General features: G+C 37.4%; 20 protein-coding genes. 3 read left to right on the top strand and 17 right to left on the bottom strand.

The features are described from left to right. Positions 1-14: 14 nt before the first annotated feature. The 14 genes from pfkB to JOC83_RS04915 all read right to left on the bottom strand — a co-directional run bounded on the left by pfkB (position 15) and on the right by JOC83_RS04915 (position 14,788). Positions 15-929, bottom strand: coding sequence for a 1-phosphofructokinase (gene pfkB / locus JOC83_RS04980; RefSeq protein ID WP_205184554.1), 915 nt, complete (start codon positions 927-929; stop codon positions 15-17). After that, positions 926-1,678 carry a DeoR/GlpR family DNA-binding transcription regulator gene (locus JOC83_RS04975; protein WP_205184552.1) on the bottom strand — a complete coding sequence of 251 codons (753 nt, stop codon included), beginning with the start codon at positions 1,676-1,678 and terminating at the stop codon, positions 926-928. Before JOC83_RS04975 ends, pfkB begins: the two co-directional genes overlap by 4 nt. Positions 1,679-1,839: 161 nt before the next feature. Next, on the bottom strand, positions 1,840-1,986 hold the full coding sequence (locus JOC83_RS04970) for a hypothetical protein (RefSeq protein WP_205184550.1): 147 nt from the start codon (positions 1,984-1,986) through the stop codon (positions 1,840-1,842). Positions 1,987-2,227: 241 nt separating this feature from the next. Then, positions 2,228-3,802, bottom strand: coding sequence for a peptide chain release factor 3 (locus tag JOC83_RS04965; protein WP_205184548.1), 1,575 nt, complete (start codon positions 3,800-3,802; stop codon positions 2,228-2,230). A gap of 35 nt (positions 3,803-3,837) precedes the next feature. Continuing rightward, the gene (locus JOC83_RS04960) at positions 3,838-4,365 is read right to left on the bottom strand and encodes an RNA polymerase sigma factor (protein WP_205184546.1); all 528 of its coding nucleotides are present in this window, start codon (positions 4,363-4,365) and stop codon (positions 3,838-3,840) included. A gap of 503 nt (positions 4,366-4,868) precedes the next feature. Next, positions 4,869-6,224 (bottom strand): TldD/PmbA family protein, encoded by a 1,356-nt coding sequence (locus tag JOC83_RS04955; protein ID WP_205184544.1) that lies wholly within the window; start codon positions 6,222-6,224, stop codon positions 4,869-4,871. 1 nt (position 6,225) lies between these two features. After that, a complete protein-coding gene (locus tag JOC83_RS04950; RefSeq protein WP_205184541.1) occupies positions 6,226-7,617 on the bottom strand; it encodes a TldD/PmbA family protein in 1,392 nt (463 codons plus the stop codon). Positions 7,618-7,890: 273 nt separating this feature from the next. Next, on the bottom strand, positions 7,891-9,012 hold the full coding sequence (msrB, locus tag JOC83_RS04945; protein WP_205184539.1) for a peptide-methionine (R)-S-oxide reductase MsrB: 1,122 nt from the start codon (positions 9,010-9,012) through the stop codon (positions 7,891-7,893). A 112-nt stretch (positions 9,013-9,124) separates the two neighbouring features. Next, complete coding sequence (locus JOC83_RS04940; RefSeq protein ID WP_205184520.1) at positions 9,125-9,859, bottom strand: ABC transporter permease; 735 nt, start codon at positions 9,857-9,859, stop codon at positions 9,125-9,127. A gap of 1 nt (position 9,860) precedes the next feature. Next, positions 9,861-10,562, bottom strand: coding sequence for an ABC transporter permease (locus JOC83_RS04935; protein WP_205184517.1), 702 nt, complete (start codon positions 10,560-10,562; stop codon positions 9,861-9,863). Continuing rightward, positions 10,540-11,475, bottom strand: coding sequence for an ABC transporter ATP-binding protein (locus tag JOC83_RS04930; protein ID WP_205184514.1), 936 nt, complete (start codon positions 11,473-11,475; stop codon positions 10,540-10,542). Before JOC83_RS04930 ends, JOC83_RS04935 begins: the two co-directional genes overlap by 23 nt. A gap of 239 nt (positions 11,476-11,714) precedes the next feature. Next, positions 11,715-13,055: a sensor histidine kinase gene (locus tag JOC83_RS04925; RefSeq protein ID WP_205184509.1), complete on the bottom strand. Its 1,341-nt coding sequence runs from the start codon at positions 13,053-13,055 to the stop codon at positions 11,715-11,717. After that, positions 13,052-13,723 carry a response regulator transcription factor gene (locus tag JOC83_RS04920; protein WP_205184506.1) on the bottom strand — a complete coding sequence of 224 codons (672 nt, stop codon included), beginning with the start codon at positions 13,721-13,723 and terminating at the stop codon, positions 13,052-13,054. Before JOC83_RS04920 ends, JOC83_RS04925 begins: the two co-directional genes overlap by 4 nt. A 144-nt stretch (positions 13,724-13,867) precedes the next feature. Continuing rightward, the gene (locus JOC83_RS04915; RefSeq protein ID WP_205184503.1) at positions 13,868-14,788 is read right to left on the bottom strand and encodes a phosphotransferase enzyme family protein; all 921 of its coding nucleotides are present in this window, start codon (positions 14,786-14,788) and stop codon (positions 13,868-13,870) included. Between the two features lie 442 nt (positions 14,789-15,230). Between JOC83_RS04915 and JOC83_RS04910 the strand changes: the two genes are divergently transcribed. Next, entirely contained in the window at positions 15,231-15,815 is a 585-nt protein-coding gene (locus JOC83_RS04910; protein WP_205184500.1) for a hypothetical protein, read from the top strand. 47 nt (positions 15,816-15,862) lie between these two features. Here JOC83_RS04910 and JOC83_RS04905 read toward each other — a convergent pair whose 3' ends face one another. After that, positions 15,863-16,624 carry a protein-glutamine gamma-glutamyltransferase gene (locus tag JOC83_RS04905; protein WP_338038866.1) on the bottom strand — a complete coding sequence of 254 codons (762 nt, stop codon included), beginning with the start codon at positions 16,622-16,624 and terminating at the stop codon, positions 15,863-15,865. Positions 16,625-16,740: 116 nt separating this feature from the next. Here JOC83_RS04905 and JOC83_RS04900 point away from each other — a divergent pair, with 116 nt between their 5' ends. Together JOC83_RS04900 and JOC83_RS20150 are read left to right on the top strand one after the other, a co-directional pair. Next, complete coding sequence (locus tag JOC83_RS04900; protein WP_239583306.1) at positions 16,741-17,223, top strand: hypothetical protein; 483 nt, start codon at positions 16,741-16,743, stop codon at positions 17,221-17,223. Positions 17,224-17,312: 89 nt separating this feature from the next. After that, positions 17,313-17,438, top strand: a complete 126-nt coding sequence (locus JOC83_RS20150; protein WP_275580397.1) for a hypothetical protein — start codon at positions 17,313-17,315, stop codon at positions 17,436-17,438. A 34-nt stretch (positions 17,439-17,472) separates the two neighbouring features. On the opposite strand, the gene JOC83_RS04895 is transcribed toward JOC83_RS20150, so the two are convergent. Then, positions 17,473-17,898 (bottom strand): VOC family protein, encoded by a 426-nt coding sequence (locus JOC83_RS04895; protein WP_205184494.1) that lies wholly within the window; start codon positions 17,896-17,898, stop codon positions 17,473-17,475. A gap of 14 nt (positions 17,899-17,912) precedes the next feature. After that, positions 17,913-18,356 carry a VOC family protein gene (locus JOC83_RS04890; protein ID WP_205184491.1) on the bottom strand — a complete coding sequence of 148 codons (444 nt, stop codon included), beginning with the start codon at positions 18,354-18,356 and terminating at the stop codon, positions 17,913-17,915. Positions 18,357-18,496: the final 140 nt, after the last annotated feature.

The following is an 18,496-nucleotide window of genomic DNA, read 5'->3' as shown; positions in this document are numbered from 1 at the left end:
TGTTGCTCCCCCTCTTACCCTAGGTTGTTCATCATTATTTGTGGTCGTAACATATCCACTTCTTCTTTTGTGCATAGTTCAAGCGAAAATGCAGTTGCACTTCCCGTTGCCACACCTATTTGAAATGCTTCCGCTATATCTCTACTTTGAACATAGGAAGCAAGAAAACCTGCGACAAGTGAATCTCCTGCACCTACTGAATTTTTCACTTCTCCCTTTGGTACAGTTGCTAAGCAAACAGCTGATTCTGTGACTAACAATGCACCATCTCCTGCCATTGATACAATAACATGCTGAGCTCCTTGCTCAACTAGCTTCTTTCCATAAAACACCGCTGTGTCAACATCATGAATGTCTACGTCAAATAGTTCACCTAACTCATGATGATTTGGCTTAATTAAAAATGGACGATGCTGCACAAGATTTAAGAGCGCTTTTCCACTTGTATCCACAACTACGCTTGCTCCTTGCTCGTTTGCTAGTTGCAATAAATGTTGATACACATCTTGTGGCAACGAGCTTGGGATACTTCCTGCCAATACAAGTATGTCATCGTTTTTCATTTGATGGATTTGATCAACAAGTTTTTGAAAAGACACGTCATCCACGGTAGGACCTTGTCCATTAATTTCCGTTTCAACCGCTGTTTTCAACTTAATATTAATACGGGTATCTTCTTGAACTTCAATAAATGCAGTCTGAATCTGTTCTTGTTTTAACGAATCTTTAATATAAGCGCCTGTAAAGCCACCAATAAAGCCAGTTGCCTTGCTTTCTACTCCTAGGCGCTTTAATACGCGTGAAACGTTAATTCCTTTACCTCCTGGAAACTTTGCTTCATTTGTTGTGCGATGTAGTTCTCCTTCTGTAAAATGTTCGGTCTGAACAATATAGTCAACAGAAGGATTTAATGTAACTGTATAAATCACTCTTTCACAACCTTTATCGTCGTTTTTGTTTCATATTGTCTCATTAACTCATCATCTAGCTCATTCGTAATTAGCATCGCGTCTTGTAAATTAGCCACTTTCGCAAAGCTCGTTTCCAAATGCTTTGAAGAATCAGCAAGTACAAAGGCCTGTTGAGATAAATGAATGGCATTTTGCTTAATCGAAGCTTCTTCCGGATCTGGTGTTGTATAGCCGTATTGAGGATGAACACCATTTGCTCCGATAAAGCATTTATCAAAACGATATTGCTGAAGGCTAAGTAATGCACCTTGACCTATAAACGCTCCTGTTTTATGTTTGACTGCCCCTCCTACTAAATAAAGAGTGACATCTTGATCAAGTAAAGCTGTTAGATGAGGAAGTCCATTGGTGACGACAACAATATCCTTTCCTTTTAGAAATGGAATCATCTCGAATGTCGTTGTACCTGCATCTAGGAAGACACAATCACCTTCGTTAATAAGTGATGCTGCATATTGCGCAATTTGCTTTTTTTCATGAATGTTTTTGATTGATTTTTCATTCATGCTTAGTTCGTGTAGCTTATTATTCGTTGAAGATGCACCACCGTGTACTCGCTTTAACAACTTTTCGTCTTCTAACTGACTTAAATCACGTCGGATGGTTGATTCAGAAGCACCTGTTATTTCAAGTAACTCCTGTACTTTTACAACTTCTTTTTCTTTTATCAAATTTAAAATTAGTTGATGTCTCTCTGGGGTTAACATACTTTTACACCTCATTAAAAACGTTTTCATTTTAATGTATCTCTAATTTATCACGGATAACAATCTTTTTCAATCAAAAACATTCAAATACATCCAAAAACACTCGAAGCAAACAAAAAAAACAAAAAAAGAGACTAATAGCTAGCCTCCTTTTTGTCTTATCAACCAAACATATACAAGAATAGGTATAAAATAATTCCTACAGCCGTTGCTAAGCCAAGCGTTGCTAAAAAGCGATACACGCGCCTTCTTACAAATTCTTTCAAATCTACTTCTTTACTTTTCAACCTTCTTCGCTCTTTCTCCATCCCGTTCCCCTTCTCTTCCCCTTTTATTTACTATATGCTTAGTGTGTCGATACAATGCTTTGAAAACAAAAGACCTTTATTCTGATTTTAAAAAAGACGGACTCATCTCCTACCTACCGACTACGTTCCTTGAGGTAAGGGACGAATCCACCTAAAAGACAAAAAACACGCTGTATGTAGACTTCTCTACTGACAGCGTGTCAATTGTTTCTATCGTTCTATAGCTAAATGATTCTTTCCATTACAATGGTGTGCTTAGTGTCACATCTGGGTACTTATCTTGGAATAAGCGTAAAACGAAATCATTTTCGAATAATAACACGGCATGTTCATCGCGATCTTCTACAAGCATAACGCGCGAATCAGTCATGTTATCTTTAATTTGCTTTCGGTCTACCCATCTTGCAATATCGTGCTTCATACGTACAAACTCAATATCTACACCATATTCGGCTTTCATGCGATATTCGAACACTTGGAACTGAAGTTCACCGACTGCCCCTAAAATGTTATCTCCGAAATAAGGCGTACGATAAAGCTGTACCGCTCCTTCTTGTACAAGCTGCGTAATACCTTTTTCAAAATGCTTATGTTTCATCGCATTTTTCGCTCGTACTTTTACGAATAATTCAGGTGGGAACTTCGGTAATGCATCAAAGTTAAAGGCTGAAGTACCATCTCCGACAATCGTATCTCCAATTTGATAGTTGCCTGAGTCGTATAATCCAATAATATCTCCAGGATACGCTTCATCAACCGTTTCACGACTGGCTGCTAAAAACTGATGAGATTGCCCTAGCTTCATCTTTCGACCTGTACGTGAAAGCGTGACATTCATCCCACGCTCAAATTTCCCTGAGCATACACGTATAAATGCAATACGGTCACGGTGAGCTGGGTTCATATTTGCTTGAATTTTAAACACAAAGCCAGAGAACGATCCATCAGTTGGTTTGATTGTTCCAACGGATGATTCTCGTGATTGCGGCGGTGACGTTAATTGTAAAAACGCATCAAAGAACGATTGAACTCCAAAGTTTGCAATGGCACTACCGAAGAAAACAGGTGTTAATAGCCCTTGTTTTACTTTTTCAACCGAAAATTCATTTCCCGCTTCCTCTAATAAAGCTAATTCATCAACTAACCCTGGTAAATAAAGTTCATTTACGTGTTCTGTGACATCACTGGTAATATTCTCACCATCAAAATCAACATAATAGGATTCTTTATTTCCTTGATACACTTCAACCTTTTTTTGAAAGCGATCATACGTCCCTTGGAATCGTTTCCCCATTCCAATTGGCCATGTAACAGGATACGATTCGATGCCAAGCACCTCTTCAATTTCCTCTAACAATTCAAGTGGATCTTTTCCTTCACGGTCTAACTTATTAATGAACGTTAAAATTGGAATTCCTCTCATACGACACACTTTAAATAGCTTTAACGTTTGGGCTTCAATTCCCTTTGTTCCGTCAATAACCATGACTGCACTATCAACCGCTGTTAATGTACGATATGTGTCTTCACTGAAGTCTTCATGTCCCGGTGTATCTAGAATATTAATATGGTGATCTCGGTAAGAAAACTGCATTACACTTGATGTAACAGAAATTCCACGTTGCTTTTCAATTTCCATCCAGTCAGACGTTGCATATTTGCCTGACTTTTTCCCTTTTACCGTTCCAGCAGAGCGAATCATACCTCCTAGTAGTAAAAGCTTTTCGGTTAACGTCGTTTTACCCGCATCGGGGTGAGAAATGATCGCAAATGTACGACGTGAATCTACGACCTCTTGTTGAATTTGTTTACTCATGTTTTATGGATCCTCATTTCTACTCAATTGACACTCTATTTTATCATACTCTCATACGTTTCTTTAAATCCTTTTTTTGCTCTTCGCAAACGACTTTTAATCGTAGATGGGTTTAACCCTAGTTTTTGACTCATTTCTTGAATTGAAAAACCTTTAAAATAGTATAACTCAACGACTTGACGATGCATGGTTGACAACGATAACAGAGCCTGTTTTACATCTTGTTTTTCTACTTTTTTGAATACATACTCTTCAGCAGAAAGATCCAAAAATTCTTCCTTGCTCTCTGTCAACATTGGCTTATATTTATCGCGCGTACGTTGTTTCATCTCATAGTCTTTACATACATTAATTGTAATTCGATAGAGCCATGTTTTATAAGTCGATTTCCTTTTAAATTGATTGACATGCATATACGCTTTTAAAAAGACCTCTTGAACAATGTCATCAACAAGGTCATAATTTCTAAAGTACGAAAAAGCGACGGTTCTTACATACTGTTTATATTGAATATATAGCTTTTTAATTATCTTTTTTGGTGAAGAAACCTTTGGCTTCTCCAAAGGAACAAAGTGTTCCATAGCCTCTATTGTCAATCCTTTCTTTATTCATTTTTAGCTACTTTCGTAAATGTTATTGCGATTAAATAAGTTATGACAAGTGGTAGCTTCTTGCTCCACACAACCTTTAACAACTATGTTTCAACACACTTTCTAAAAGCAACAACTTTTAGAAAAAAGCCTAATTTCCCAAAGAAAACAGAAGCATTTTTCACATACGTAGTATTCACTATAGCACACCTTTACCCCTTTCGTCTCGGGCCATAAGCGCCACCACTTACAAAAATTTCTAGATTATTCATTTCGTTTAGTTTAAAAATGAAGTTGTTTTAAAACATGTTGATGAAATAGAGAATGTCCCAAACGTCACTACAATTAAAAACTGACCTCCTAAACGCAACATCCCTTGCCCTTCTATCCATTGATTATAATGGATTTTAGAGGCAAGGGATGTAGTGGACTGAGTCATGTTCACTGTTTTTGTTCATGTTGACTCAGTCCTCTTTTCATTCAGCTGTTACAGATAAACGATTGATTTTTAATGTCGGGGAGCCCACGTAGCCTCCACCATAGCCCTTCGCGAAATCAAGATCCGATCCAATTGAATCGATAGAGTTTAGCAGCTCATAAAAGTTTCCTGCTATCGTCATTTGAGTAACAGGTGTCTCAACTTTTCCATTCTTAATATAGTACCCTTTCGCGGCAACGGAAAAGTCACCTGAAATTGGGTTTGTCCCTGAATGTAAACCAGATAGATGTGTAATGAGTACACCTTCACTCACCGATTCAATAATCTGTTCATATGACGTGTTTGTTGCTTCAATGTATAAGTTGGACGGTGCAACAGTCACTGTACCTTTATAGGAAGATTTATATGCGTGTCCTGTTGATTGCTTTCCTTCTTTTTTAGCTGTTTTTGTATTATAAAGAAGCGTTTTAAGCGTACCGCCTTCAATGATAGATCTTTTCGTTGATGCTACACCCTCACTGTCGAACGTTCGACTCGCAAATCCTTCTTCTAATAATGGATGATCAACAACCTGTAATGCTGTGACTCCTATTTTTTCTCCTTCTTTTCCTTTCAAGCGCGATAGCCCTTTTTGTGCATTTTCCGATGAAAAGACAGCAGAGTAAACATGAAGTAAGCTAGCAGCGGCATCATGACGTAACACAACGGGATAACCTTTGCTTTTAATTGATTTACCACCAATAAAAGAGAGCGCTTCATTTACTGCTTCACGTGCAATATCTTCTTCCTTCAAGGTTGAGAAATCTCTCGTCAATTTTGTGTATTGACCAGTTTTGACCTCTTCTCCATCTTTCACCATCACCGCAATATAAATCATTAAATAGTTATGATGTTCAGAAAGTGATAATCCTTTACTATTTAAAAGTGCTCGTTTTTGTTCACCTGTTTCAAGCATGCAGTAATTAGTGCCAATAACTCGCGGATCACATTCTCTAATAAGCGCTTCTACTTTTGATAGAAAAGCAATTTTCTCTTCAATTGTAACGTTTGCTAGCTCATTTGAGTAAAATGAATGCTTTTCATACAATGGACTTCCCTCAAAAATAAGCTCTTCATCTTCGTCTTCAATGATTAGGGCATTTTCTTTTGCGTTTTCTACTAAAAACAAGATGGATTCATTATCTAGCTTCTCTGTATAAGCATAGCCCATCTTTCCGTTAAAGAGCCCACGGAAGGAAACACCTGACTCAAATGACGTGTCATATTGGTCGAGCTCTCCTTTATGAATTTGACAAGAAAATTTGTCTGTACTTTCAAATGATAATTCCATCTCTTCGAATCCTTGTTTCGTTCCATACATAAAGAGCTGCTGCTGAAATGACATTAACTCCATCTTACTCGTCCCCCTTTTGTCCACCAACCGTCATTTCACTTACACGAAGCATCGGTTGTCCAACATTAACAGGAATACTTCCACTAGCAGACCCACACATACCTGCTCCATGCGCTAAATTATTTCCAACCATGTCTACAAGCTGTAACGTCTTTGCACCATTGCCAATGAGTGTCGCCCCTCGAAGTGGTGTAGTAAGTTTTCCATTCTCTACTCTATACGCTTCCATGACTGCAAAGTTATAATCACCACTCGCTGGATCTACTTGCCCACCGCCCATGTACTTCGCATAAATACCATTTTCTGTATTCGCAATAATATCTTCAGGTGTGGATGTACCTGGAGCGATAAATGTATTGGTCATGCGTGACGTTGGAGCAAAGCGATACGACTCACGACGTCCAGAGCCTGTTGAATTCATCCCCATTCGCCTCGCTCCTAATTTATCAATTAAATATCCTTTTAAAATACCATTTTCAATTAACACATTTTTACGTACTTTTTCTCCTTCATCATCAATATTAATGGAGCCCCACTCATTTTGAATCGTTCCATCATCAATATAAGTAACGAGGTCAGACGCCACTTTTTCACCAATGCGATTTGCAAATACCGATTGATTTTTGGCGACGGCCGTTGCTTCTAATCCATGGCCACACGCTTCATGGAAAATAACACCGCCAAATTCGTTATCAATGATAACCGGAAACTTTCCGCTTGGGCATGGTTCAGCGTCTAACATGGTGACTGCAATTCGAGCTGCCTCACCTGCATAATGCTCTAAATCTAATCCTTCAATAAATTCAAATCCTTGAAGCGCTCCAGGACCGTAAAAGCCTTGTTCCATTTGATTGTTTCGAGCTGCCACCGCAAGAATAGCAAGGCGATTATATACACGCTTGTCTTCAACATAGGTTCCTTCAGAATTGGCAATTAACACATGTTGCTCTTGGTCCATTAGTCGTATCTTCACTTGTTCAATCGTAGAATGATAGTTTGTTGCTATATTTGATGCTTTTTTCATCACATCAATCTTTCTTCTTTTTTCCACTTCTCGAGGTAAAAGCATATATGGATGCATGGGTGGCGCAGTTTCTTTTACTAAAGGTAAAATGGTTTGCTGACTTTTTCCTTTTATCCCTTGCGCGGCGTTGTGAGCAGCTTTTAACAAGCCTTCTTTTGAGGAATCATTCGTGTAAGCGTAAACACTTTGTTCCCCTTTAAACACGCGAATACCTACTCCAAAGTCTCTTCCTGACACACTAGATTCAAGCTTTCCCCCTTGAAGGGTTAATAAATGATTAAATCGATCCTCCACGAATACTTCGGAAAAATCTCCCCCTGTTGAGAGCGCTTCATGTAATACATCTTCAATTAATGATTGACTAAGCATATCGTTCCCCCCATTGCCTTAAATACCAAACTGTCTAAATATTCAATCTACTAACCTAGTATATACTATCTTTACAATTTTATCCTTTCTTTTCCGTTAAAGATTACAGCATGATCTTAAGCGTAAAAAAACGCTTAGCATGATGCCAAGCGTTTTTGCGCTAAAATAGTTATCGTTTTCAAATCACATTCATTTTGAGTTAGTATGCGAATTTGATATTTATTTCATTTTCTACTTTAAAACAGAACGACTTACAATTAACCTCGGGCACTTTTACTCAAACAATGAAAGAAATTCTTCATATCCTTCTTTTTCTAAGTTTCCTTTTGGTACAAATCGCATCGCTGCAGAGTTCATGCAGTAACGTAACCCTGTTGGTTCAGGACCGTCATCAAATACATGCCCTAAATGTGAGTCGGCATATTTACTTCTTACTTCCGTTCTTGTCATAAATAAACTTTTGTCTTCTTTTTCAACAATGTTCTCTTTTACAAGTGGCTTTGTAAAGCTCGGCCATCCTGTTCCACTATCGTATTTATCTTTTGAGCTAAAAAGCGGCTCACCGGATACGATATCCACATAAATTCCGTCATCTTTTAAATCCCAATACTCATTGTTAAATGCTTGTTCGGTTCCATCTTCTTGGGTCACTTTATATTGCATTGATGTAAGCTTTTCTTTTAGCTCTTTCTTTGTGAATGTAGGATATGGAGCATGCTTCCCAACCTTCACTTCACGGTCTTTTCCCCAAACCTTATCTAAAAATTGATCTCGACCTGAGTTATTTCTGTAATACTTGTAGCGAGCAGCATTCTTTTTATAATAATCTTGATGATACTCCTCTGCTTTGTAAAATGTCATCGCTTCTTTAATAGGCGTAACAATTTCTTTCTCAAAGCGTCCTGAGTCTATCAGCTCTGTTTTTGATTGCTCTGCCACTAGACGTTGTTCCTCACTATGATAAAAGATAGCCGTTGTGTACTGAAAGCCGCGATCCACGAATTGTCCTTTTTCATCTGTTGGATCAATTTGGCGCCAAAAGATGGCTAACAGCTCTTCATATGAAATTTGCGTTGGGTCATACACGACTTGAACAGCTTCCACGTGTCCTGTCGAGCCTGACGCAACATCATTATAAGCCGGATTCTCCTCTTTTCCACCTGTATAACCCGAGGTGACATCCAAAACACCGTTGTGTTTTTCAAACGGTGGCTCCATACACCAAAAGCAGCCCCCAGCAAATGTAGCGACTTCTTTCGTAGAATTGCTTTGTACTGTGTTGACAGGTGAGCTCCCCGTCGATTTTTTTGTCAGACTTTCATAAAGCATTGGCCCAGCAACTAGCATAATTCCTACTACAATGACACCTAAAATAAGATATAAAATTTTCTCCATTTTCTCACCTCTACTTATTAACTATTATATCAATACTATGTAGCAGTTCGAAAAATGGATGTGTTAAAAAAGAGAGTATCACAATAATGTGCTTCATGCGGTACCCCTCTTTTTAAACAAGTTTTCGTTGAAACGTAAGAAGACCTCCTATGAAAAAGAGGACAGCACTTCCTCCGATAACAAGAAATAACACGTTGGCAGAGGCACTAAATCCAATTACACTTTGATCTTGAGGCATCATTAACATAAATGGCTGCGCCCATGGATAAAGAGGGCTAAATCGCTCTGAGTTAATAATCATGATATTGGGCACAGTGAAGATCACATTTAGCGCAAGCGGCGCTCCAAAGCTTGCCCATAATGTAGAGGCCCATAATTGAAGACAGATTAACGGAATCATCGCCATCCATCCTCCAATTAAAACCGTTAGCATCAACTTAATGGGAAGCGGATCTGCATATCCTTGCGAAGCACCTACTACGAGCCAACCCATCACAAACAGAAGTTGAATAAGCCCAATGAGAAAAAAAGTAAGTACTCCTTTTGCTAAATAAACGGTTGAACGCTTTACAGGAAGAGACAATAGTTGCTTCCATCCTCCTGCTTGATGCTCGTGGCGACAGATTAACGATACTAATACTCCTGATATTAGCGGTAAAAATAAAATGGCGTGAATACTGACCATAAATACAAGAGGCTCATACCAATCATTCAACAATTCAAAATCTACTCTTGAAACAGCTCCATACCCAACAATTGAAGCGGTCAATGGACTAAGTAAAATAAGAGGCCATAGTTTAGAGCGCTTCATTTTAAACCACTCTACTTGAAGTAATCTCCAGAACACTTCAATGCACATCCCTTCGATTAAAGTCAACGATACCCATCATTAAAATAAGAAAGCCTAACGCTATCCCCGTATACACATAGCCGACTTGATTATGAATACTAACAAAATAGGGCCAAAGCCAAAACACCCAATTAGGGATGTCATGTGCATACATCGAAAACACGGAAGCGAAAATGCCAACAGACAAGGGAATGCTTTGGTTTTTACACATAATTGCAAGCCACAATTGAAGAGCCACTACAGGTAATGCTGCCAATAGTGGGTAAAAACTATTTTTTGCTACATCACCATACGGAATGTTTTCAAAGTCGAGGCCTATTCCTAAACCAATTGTGCCAATAAAAGCAAGAGCACACGAGACTGCTAACATAATAGAAACCATTAAAAATTTAGAAGCGAATACAGTCCAACGAGGAATAGGTAAGCTGATTAATTGTTTCCATGAGCTTTGCTGATGCTCAATCGTTGCGACCATAGACGTTAAAATAGCAATACCTAATAATAAAGCCGTTGGTAAGAATAAATTAACTTGATTCAAAAGCCCTTCCCATACATTCGGGAATATCTTCATTAAATACTCATAGCGAACGCCATAATTCACCACTTGCAAAGCAATGACTCCAATCGGACCAAGCGCAACTAAAAACCAAAGGCCTTTTCTTTTTACTTTTAATAAATCAGCTTGCAGCACTTGAAGCATCGTTTGGCGCCTCCTCTTTTGTTAACTCTAAAAAGATATCTTCAAGCGATGTTTTCTGCTCCTCGATTCGGTACATGTCTACTTGCTCAGATACAAGAAAGGAAACGATACTTGCTAATTGTTTATTAGCCATATAGTCGATGCTCAATTGTTCTCCCTGTATTTCACTGACAATCCCCTTTGACAACAGCAAACGCTTCGCTCTGTCTAGCTCATTCACCGTTAATAAAAGATGACTCGTTGCCTTGTTACGTAATGTATCAATGGAGTCTTGAAAAATCAGCTTTCCTTTTGTAATAATCCCTACTTGTGTTGCCATTTGGTCGATTTCACTAAGCAAATGACTTGATACTAATACAGTCATTCCATATTGCACAGGCATTTCTTTAATAAGCGTGCGAATTTCTTGAATCCCAGCTGGATCTAATCCGTTTGTCGGCTCATCTAAAATGAGAAGCTCTGGATTACCAAGCATAGACGCAGCTATACCGAGTCTTTGCTTCATTCCGAGAGAATAATCCTTTACAGCTCGATTGGCATCTTTTGTGAGCTTCACGATTTGTAGCACTTCATCAATTCTAGATGCTGGAACTTGTAGTATCTTCCGAAGTGCTTCTAAATTTTCTCGTCCTGTTAAATGTCCGTAATAAGACGGGCTCTCAACTAACGAACCTATTTTTCGTCGCGCTTGTAAATGATGCGTTTCAGCTGGTTGGTTAAACAATTTCATCGAGCCACTCGTTGGCTTTGTGAGGCCTAACAGCATGCGAATCGTCGTTGTTTTCCCCGCACCATTCGGTCCTAAGAACCCATAAATCTCTCCTTTTTTAATTAATAGATTGACTTCATTTACCACTTTCATTCCTTTAAATTCTTTTGTTAAATGATTAGTCTCAATAATTAAATGATTCATTTCCCTCACCTCTTCCTTATTGTAGATAACAAAGGTTAAAATGAAGGAAATGGAAAGGTTAAAATTTGTTTAAAAAGAAGGCTTTGCTAAAAAGAGCAAAGAAAGCTCTTATTTAGCAAAGCCTACAAAGTTATCTACTCTTTATACTTAGTAAAGAACGGTAACAATTGTATAAGAATCGTTATTTGACAGAGTTCAAATAACGAAATCTAGGTTTTATAGAAAAGTAAGACCACCCTTCATCTCTTTTGTATGAAGATGGTTGTTCCCCTATCCGTTGAGTCAATTCGCCACTGTAATCCCATTTCTTTTAGCATCATATCCACTACGGCTAATCCAACACCTGCACCTTTTTCATTTGTTTCATTTGAAAAGCCGCTTCCTTTGTCAGAGATAACTAGTGTCGTTTGATTAAGTGATACACCAACATATTTTCCTTGCACGGCATGACGATTAATGTTTTGAAATAAATTATCTAAAATTCGTTCCATCCACTGTTGATCAACAATCCATTCAACTTTTTCTTCAGGTAACCGAATGTCAATCTTGAAATCTTTTTCTTCAAAAATAGGATACCACGCGACTAAGGATTGCCGAATCAACCTCCCTATCTCTACTTGCTTGGATTCATGTGAATATTTCCCAGACGATAAAAGGGTATAAGACAACAGATTGTCCATTAAGTGACTCACAAACTGAATTTTATGATCAATAAGCTGTAGGGACTCCTTTCCCGCATGGGATAACGCTTCTTTTTGCAAGCTATATGCATGTGCGCGTACGGTTGTCAGCGGGGTACGCAAATCGTGTGATAGATTCATAATTAGCTCTCGGCGTAAGGTTTCCTCTTCCTGCTGTCGGCGCTTACTGTCCTCTAATTGCTGAATCATAACATTAAATGACTCTTCTAGTTGACCAATTTCATCCATTTCTTTTCGTTCAACGAGATTCGGAATTCCACTATCGCCCTTTTGTTCCATCGCATGCTGAAGCCTCATCAAACGCTTGCGAATGCGTTGAAAGAAAATCCATGAACAAAAAATAAATAGCGTCATAACAATGACTACGACACCCATAAACATGTATTCATATTCTTTACCTACACGTTCAATAGGAAGTTTTAAATGCTCTCGTTCGATTTTTAACACCATGAAACCATTGGAACGATTTTCACCAATAAATGCAACGACTGTAAACGGATCAGCATCAAAACTATCTTTCATAAATTGGATACTTTGTGCAGCTGTCCACCTTTTTGGTAATGTTCGATCTTTCGGAAAAGATGCTCTCGTTTCACCAGATTCATCTACCCAAAACATTTCTGCATGAGGATAACGTTGTTGAAATAAAAGCAAGGCTTGATTGATTTCTTCATTTGTTGCTCCTTCTAGCTTTTTAGCTTCTTTGTGCCATTTCTTTTCAAAGTCAGATGGCCCCTCGTATGGTTTCATGCCTTCATTGTATAAAATAGGCGGCATATAAATAACAATAGACAATGTAGGGATGGATAGAGGTAATAATAAAATAGCAACGACGACAACCGTTAAATATTTAGCTAATAATGATTGATGAAACTTCATCCGCGCACCCGATAGCCGACACCACGAATGGTTTCAATGATTTCAGGGTTCGCTGGGTCTTTTTCTAACTTTTCTCTTAAATAACGAATATGTACCATTAATGTTTTATCGCCTTCAATGTATGATTCTCTCCACACACCTTCATATAGTTGTTCTTTCGTTAAAATTTGATTTAAATGTTGAATGAAATAAGAGAAGATTTGATATTGCTTCCCTGTTAATAAAACCTCTTCGTTTGTATCTTTGCGTTCGATTCGATTTTCAACTGGATAAAAAACCACGTTACGGAGATCAATGGTTTGCTGTTCACGTTTTTTAAACCGGCGTAGTAGCACTTCAATGCGTGCAATTAGTTCTTCTGGATGAAATGGCTTCGTCACATAATCATCCGCAAACTCTAATCCTTCAATCTTATCTTCTAAAGCTGTTCTCGCTGATAAAATTAAAATGGGGATACTTGAATCCATTTTCTTTACCCGTTTTCCAATTGAAAATCCATCAAGTCCTGGTAACATAACATCTAACACAACAATATCAACTTCTTTTGCTTTTTCAATAGCACCTTCTCCAGACTGGAACCAATATACTTCATATCCTGTACTGTTTAATTCTCTTTCTACCCATCTGCCAATCTCTTGATTGTCTTCTATGTATAGAACTCGATTCAATGTAAAATCCTCCGTCTCTTGTTATCCCTTTCATTCTATACAAAAATTGGAATATCCGAAAGTAGAAAAGCTGTATGAAGAGACATAACGTACAGTGTCTCTTCATACAGCTCTTTGTCATTCATTTATTGAGAGCCATGATTATTAATGCTCTTGTTTTGTCACAACATCTGATATTTCATCGCGCTTATTATAAATCCAATGCAACATCTCTTCGTTGAGTCTTGCCATAATTTCAATATTTTTAAAGAAACTAATGAAAATAATTTCAATGCTACACATAACAAGCCAAATGGACTGACGCTCTTCTTCTGTTAACATCTCTACTTCTTCATAACCAGCTACTACAACCTTCACAAGTTCTAACCACTTTTCACGTTTTTGTTCATCTTTGTACACTTCACTTAATACACTAGTGAGGAAGTAACAAATGTCAAACAGGCGAATATTATGCTCAACAATTTCAAAGTCGATAAAGCCCGTTAACTTATGATTATTAAAGATAAGGTTTGTAATGTGCGCATCGCGATGGATGAGTTGAGCCGGTAACTTCGGACATACTGCTTTTAGCCCTTGTTCAACATTCGCAAAAATATGATGTGTGTCTGCTCTGAGCTTTAAATGAGATCCTAATTGCGGAATGGCCCATTCACATATTTTTTTATTTAAATAAATGGTTGGATAAAAAGGAGTTTGTTGAATATCCTTCAGCTCACGATGCAAAATGGCAAGCTGTGCGCCTACCTCCTTGCCATGTGCGATAATAGTATGAATATCATTTGCAGGTAACGGAGAACCTTCTACATAATTAAAGAGGACGTATACTTGATGTTGATCACTCACTGACCATGTTCCCTCTTTATTCATAATAGGCTTTTGTACTTTCACTTCATGTGAAGACAAATTGAAAAGTAACTCTAATTCAGCATTGATTTTTTCAATGTCTCCACTCATTCTTTTTAAAATGTAGCGCTGCCCTCCACCTTCTTCTACTACATATACACTTTGACTAATTTGATTCATTACACCATCTTCAATACCCCAACTATGTAAAACATGTTTCATCTCTATTCCCTCCCATATAATCTCTCTATTTAATAAGCATCACCCAGACGGATGCACGGAATCATTCCACTTCGTTCAAGCTTATATAAAATCACTTTCACTCCTGCTTTTTTTCTCTGTTTTTTATGAAAGTGTGAATGTCTTTTTATCTCATTCCCTTTTTTACTCATCTTAATCTAACTGTTAGACAACTCCTTTCATAATAGGTGTATATTTATTATAACAAATGAATCGCTTTAAGATATCTGATTTTTCCAACAAAAACAGACAGTGTTTTTAGATTGGCACGTTGTTTCGACTAAATAACAAGTATTGATACGAATTTCCCTCTTAAGCAACAGGTCATTTTTAACAGGTTTTCTTAAAAATATTGCTTTACTAGACAACCATTCTTTTCAATAAGGGAATTTATGGTACATTATGAAAGAGAGGGGGAATTTAGTTGAGGAATATTTTCATCTTATCATCCATTGCACTAATAGGTTGTTCAAAAGAGAAAATGGTCACCAACAATACCTCTTCTGAAGAAACTTCAGTCGCGGTTACAGAGCAAGTAGAAGAGAAAAAAGATTTTTCTTATTTACAAGATTTAAGTGATGAAAAACAAAAAGCATATGAACAATTTGCTCAAAGCAAAAACCTTAGCCTTTTAGAAGATTTTAAGCCAGAAGAAATCTTATTAATCTATCTTCATTCATGTGATATGTTAGACACTGAAACTGTCTATACACTCACCTACAACAACAGCGCTTTTTCTACCTTTGAAATGTTTCAAGAAGAATACAACACGTACCTATTATCAGTCATGCAGCAAATGGTGATTGACTATCGGTTTTACAATTCCATTTCGGCAAATGATCCATACATAAAACCAATTAAACCTTTAGAAGCAGATCAAAGCTTTGTGGTCATAAACGGTTCATATGGCCTTAACAGCTACTCAACTATCATGATGTTAAAGAAAGAAGGCGGTATATGGAAAGTTGATTCTTACGATTTGATTCAACATTTAAAAGAAACTAATTAAAATGCTAAGTAGTTCAGATAATGTGGAGAAAAGGCAAGATGAGCATTTCATCTTGCTTTTTGACTCTTACTACTTCTAAATGGCCTAAGTTTTTCAGTATTCACCCGTACACTTTCTTCCACAAGAAAAGCTGATGTTTTAGAACCCTCTTTTCTTTTTGTATTTAAAAAGCTAATAATTTCTTCACTTGTACGAATGCCTATGCCATGACCAAAATAAAGATTGTCACCCATTACAATTGCATTTTCACCTTTCCAATGCGGCAATTCTGGATCATAATCTGGATTTTGAAAATAGACACAGTCTCCTGGAAGAACATTTGCTCCTTTATGAACATACAAATCAAGGTTGTCATGATATTCCCAATCATATAAATAAAGGCCAGAGAAAAGTTGATTAAACCTCTCGTGATGAATCGACTCTAAGATTGCTTTATAAAAAATAATGACGATCGCTGTAGCGCACTCGAATGCGTAAAGAGGGCCATTTTTGAAAATATCCTTAATTCCCGTTTCAGGTAACACATCTTCTTTAAGAATAAATGCTCCTTTATCCGTAAGTAACCAATAGTCTTCGTTACACTTCGAATTAGCAAAATTCGCAAATTTAGCTCCGCTCTCATTTAGTAGCTTTGCTGCTTTTACAATTTGAATCCTTAGTTCTAACTCAAATTCAAGCTGACCAACGTTGTCATATTCGTACACCTCATTTTGCTCATACATTTTCTCTAGCAGCTTCATTTTTTCGCGATCTAAGGTTGCTTGTTGAAGCTGATTAAAGCTAATGAACATGCCGTTTATTTGAATCACCGATATCATCTCTCCCTTAATAACAAAAGCTTCGAAAGGAAAATCAGCTTTCATCACGAACTATCTTATTACGTTATATTGTGAAGATGATTAAAACGTGCAAAGGAGCGAATTGTTTGAAAAAAAGATGGGTATTTCTATTAGCACTTTTTTTATTGACTAGTTGTTCGAATCAAGTGAATCATTCAACTGTAGAATCCCCCGATAACCTCCCTAACTTTTTCAACGAACAAGATTTAGAAAAAATTGACTGGAACAAACAAGCAAAAATCCTTGAGAATAAAAATATGATTGGGAATGAGAATAAATTAGGGGTTATTGGAGCCAATATGCCAAGCTTAAATGGTCAAAAGTGGATGTGGCACCTATGGGGAATTCAACCAAAAGAACTAACAATTATCGGTTTTCATAAAGAAACCAATACCATTTATCCGATTTTAAAAGATGAACAATGGACGATTGAAATGGCTGGTGCTCTAAATGGAGCAGATGCACATAAGCCATCAAGTGTAGAGATTCCTCAAAAGGGAGAATGGGCGTTTTTAACCTATACAGACGGGAAATTATTCGATATTTTAGTTCACCATATCGAGCACTAACGCTTTTTATCTCGTAGTTGACGTTTTTATTATTCCCTATGTTAAAATAGTATTAATAAGTGAATGAACAAACCGTGGGAGTGAAGAAAATGCTTGGAGTCCTATTAATGTGTGCACTCTCTGTTATCGGAATTGCAGTCGCACTTTTTAGTATGATTGGTACATTGGTAAAGAAAATGTCAAAAGCCAATGAGATAAATAATCAAAGAGATTAGGTGAACATCCCTAATCTCTTTTTTATGAAAACGATTATTTTTGTTGAAGCTTTCTTACTTGCACTTCGTGAAACGGGGAGCTTTCTTCCTCACTTACGACACTAAAAGCATTTCCATCTAAATCAAAAAATTCAAAGCTTTTCATGCAGCCGCTATCTTTCAGTTCAGTGACTTGTATCCCCTTTTTCTGAAGCTGTTTATAAGACTCTTCTATGTTTTCAACAATAAAGTTAAAATACACATTTTTCTTGTTTGCTTGAATGGTAAATTCAGTTGATTGAGAATGCTGTACTTCAACGAGACCAAGTTGTACATCACTCTTTGGAAAACAGAAACCTACTCCTCTTTCCATTCCCTCTCCCCACTCTGCAATCTTTTTAACGCCTAAGTGTTCTTCATACCATTTCGTTGATTCCTCAAGGCTTGTAACAGGGATGAAAATACTTCCTACTTTAAACATGTAAATCACTCCTTTTATTCATCTTCAATGACTAGCATATCGTTTTCATCAAACTCCCAACCTTCACTGTATGCCACTTCCCAATAGTAACCATCTAAGTCTGCAAAATAACCTCCATAGCCACCCCAGTCCGTCTTTTGAGGTAACTTGACAATGATTGCTCCCGCTTGTTCTGCTCGCTTTAAAACCTCATCTACTTCGTTCATTGATTTCGCATTGTAGGACAATGTAATGCCTCCAAAGTGAGAAGATGTCAACGGAGGCTGTTCTTTATTAATATCTTTCGCTAACTCGTCTAGTGGATACAATGCAATGCGCGTTCCTGCGTTACGGAAAAAGATGATAGATGGATTTGACGTCTCTCCCCTAATAGATGTGTCAAACCCTACTTCCTTAAAGAACTCATGACTTTTTACGAGATCTTTTGTTCCGAGCGTGATTAAATTTAAGCGATTCATCCTTTATCCCACCTTATATATATTCGCCTCCTAATTCGACATTCATATGTCAATACCTTTATTGTTTTTAATCATAGGTATCTACTCATTCACTTAATAAAACAGCATTCATTCACCGTTACATATACACCTCTAGACTT

The sequence above is a fragment of the Priestia iocasae genome (assembly GCF_016909075.1).
Lineage (GTDB): Bacteria > Bacillota > Bacilli > Bacillales > Bacillaceae_H > Priestia > Priestia iocasae.
The sequence above is the reverse complement of the archived record's forward strand: the minus strand, read 5'-3'. Positions and strand labels throughout refer to the sequence as shown.

Coding starts and splice junctions, on each gene's coding strand:
- JOC83_RS04975 (WP_205184552.1), bottom strand. CDS start 1,678: ATGTTAACCCCAGAGAGACATCAACTAATTTTAAATTTGATAAAAGAA.
- JOC83_RS04970 (WP_205184550.1), bottom strand. CDS start 1,986: ATGGAGAAAGAGCGAAGAAGGTTGAAAAGTAAAGAAGTAGATTTGAAA.
- JOC83_RS04965 (WP_205184548.1), bottom strand. CDS start 3,802: ATGAGTAAACAAATTCAACAAGAGGTCGTAGATTCACGTCGTACATTT.
- JOC83_RS04955 (WP_205184544.1), bottom strand. CDS start 6,224: ATGGAGTTAATGTCATTTCAGCAGCAGCTCTTTATGTATGGAACGAAA.
- JOC83_RS04950 (WP_205184541.1), bottom strand. CDS start 7,617: ATGCTTAGTCAATCATTAATTGAAGATGTATTACATGAAGCGCTCTCA.
- msrB (WP_205184539.1), bottom strand. CDS start 9,012: ATGGAGAAAATTTTATATCTTATTTTAGGTGTCATTGTAGTAGGAATT.
- JOC83_RS04935 (WP_205184517.1), bottom strand. CDS start 10,562: ATGCTTCAAGTGCTGCAAGCTGATTTATTAAAAGTAAAAAGAAAAGGC.
- JOC83_RS04930 (WP_205184514.1), bottom strand. CDS start 11,475: ATGAATCATTTAATTATTGAGACTAATCATTTAACAAAAGAATTTAAA.
- JOC83_RS04925 (WP_205184509.1), bottom strand. CDS start 13,055: ATGAAGTTTCATCAATCATTATTAGCTAAATATTTAACGGTTGTCGTC.
- JOC83_RS04915 (WP_205184503.1), bottom strand. CDS start 14,788: ATGAAACATGTTTTACATAGTTGGGGTATTGAAGATGGTGTAATGAAT.
- JOC83_RS20150 (WP_275580397.1), top strand. CDS start 17,313: ATGCTTGGAGTCCTATTAATGTGTGCACTCTCTGTTATCGGAATTGCA.
- JOC83_RS04895 (WP_205184494.1), bottom strand. CDS start 17,898: ATGTTTAAAGTAGGAAGTATTTTCATCCCTGTTACAAGCCTTGAGGAA.
- JOC83_RS04890 (WP_205184491.1), bottom strand. CDS start 18,356: ATGAATCGCTTAAATTTAATCACGCTCGGAACAAAAGATCTCGTAAAA.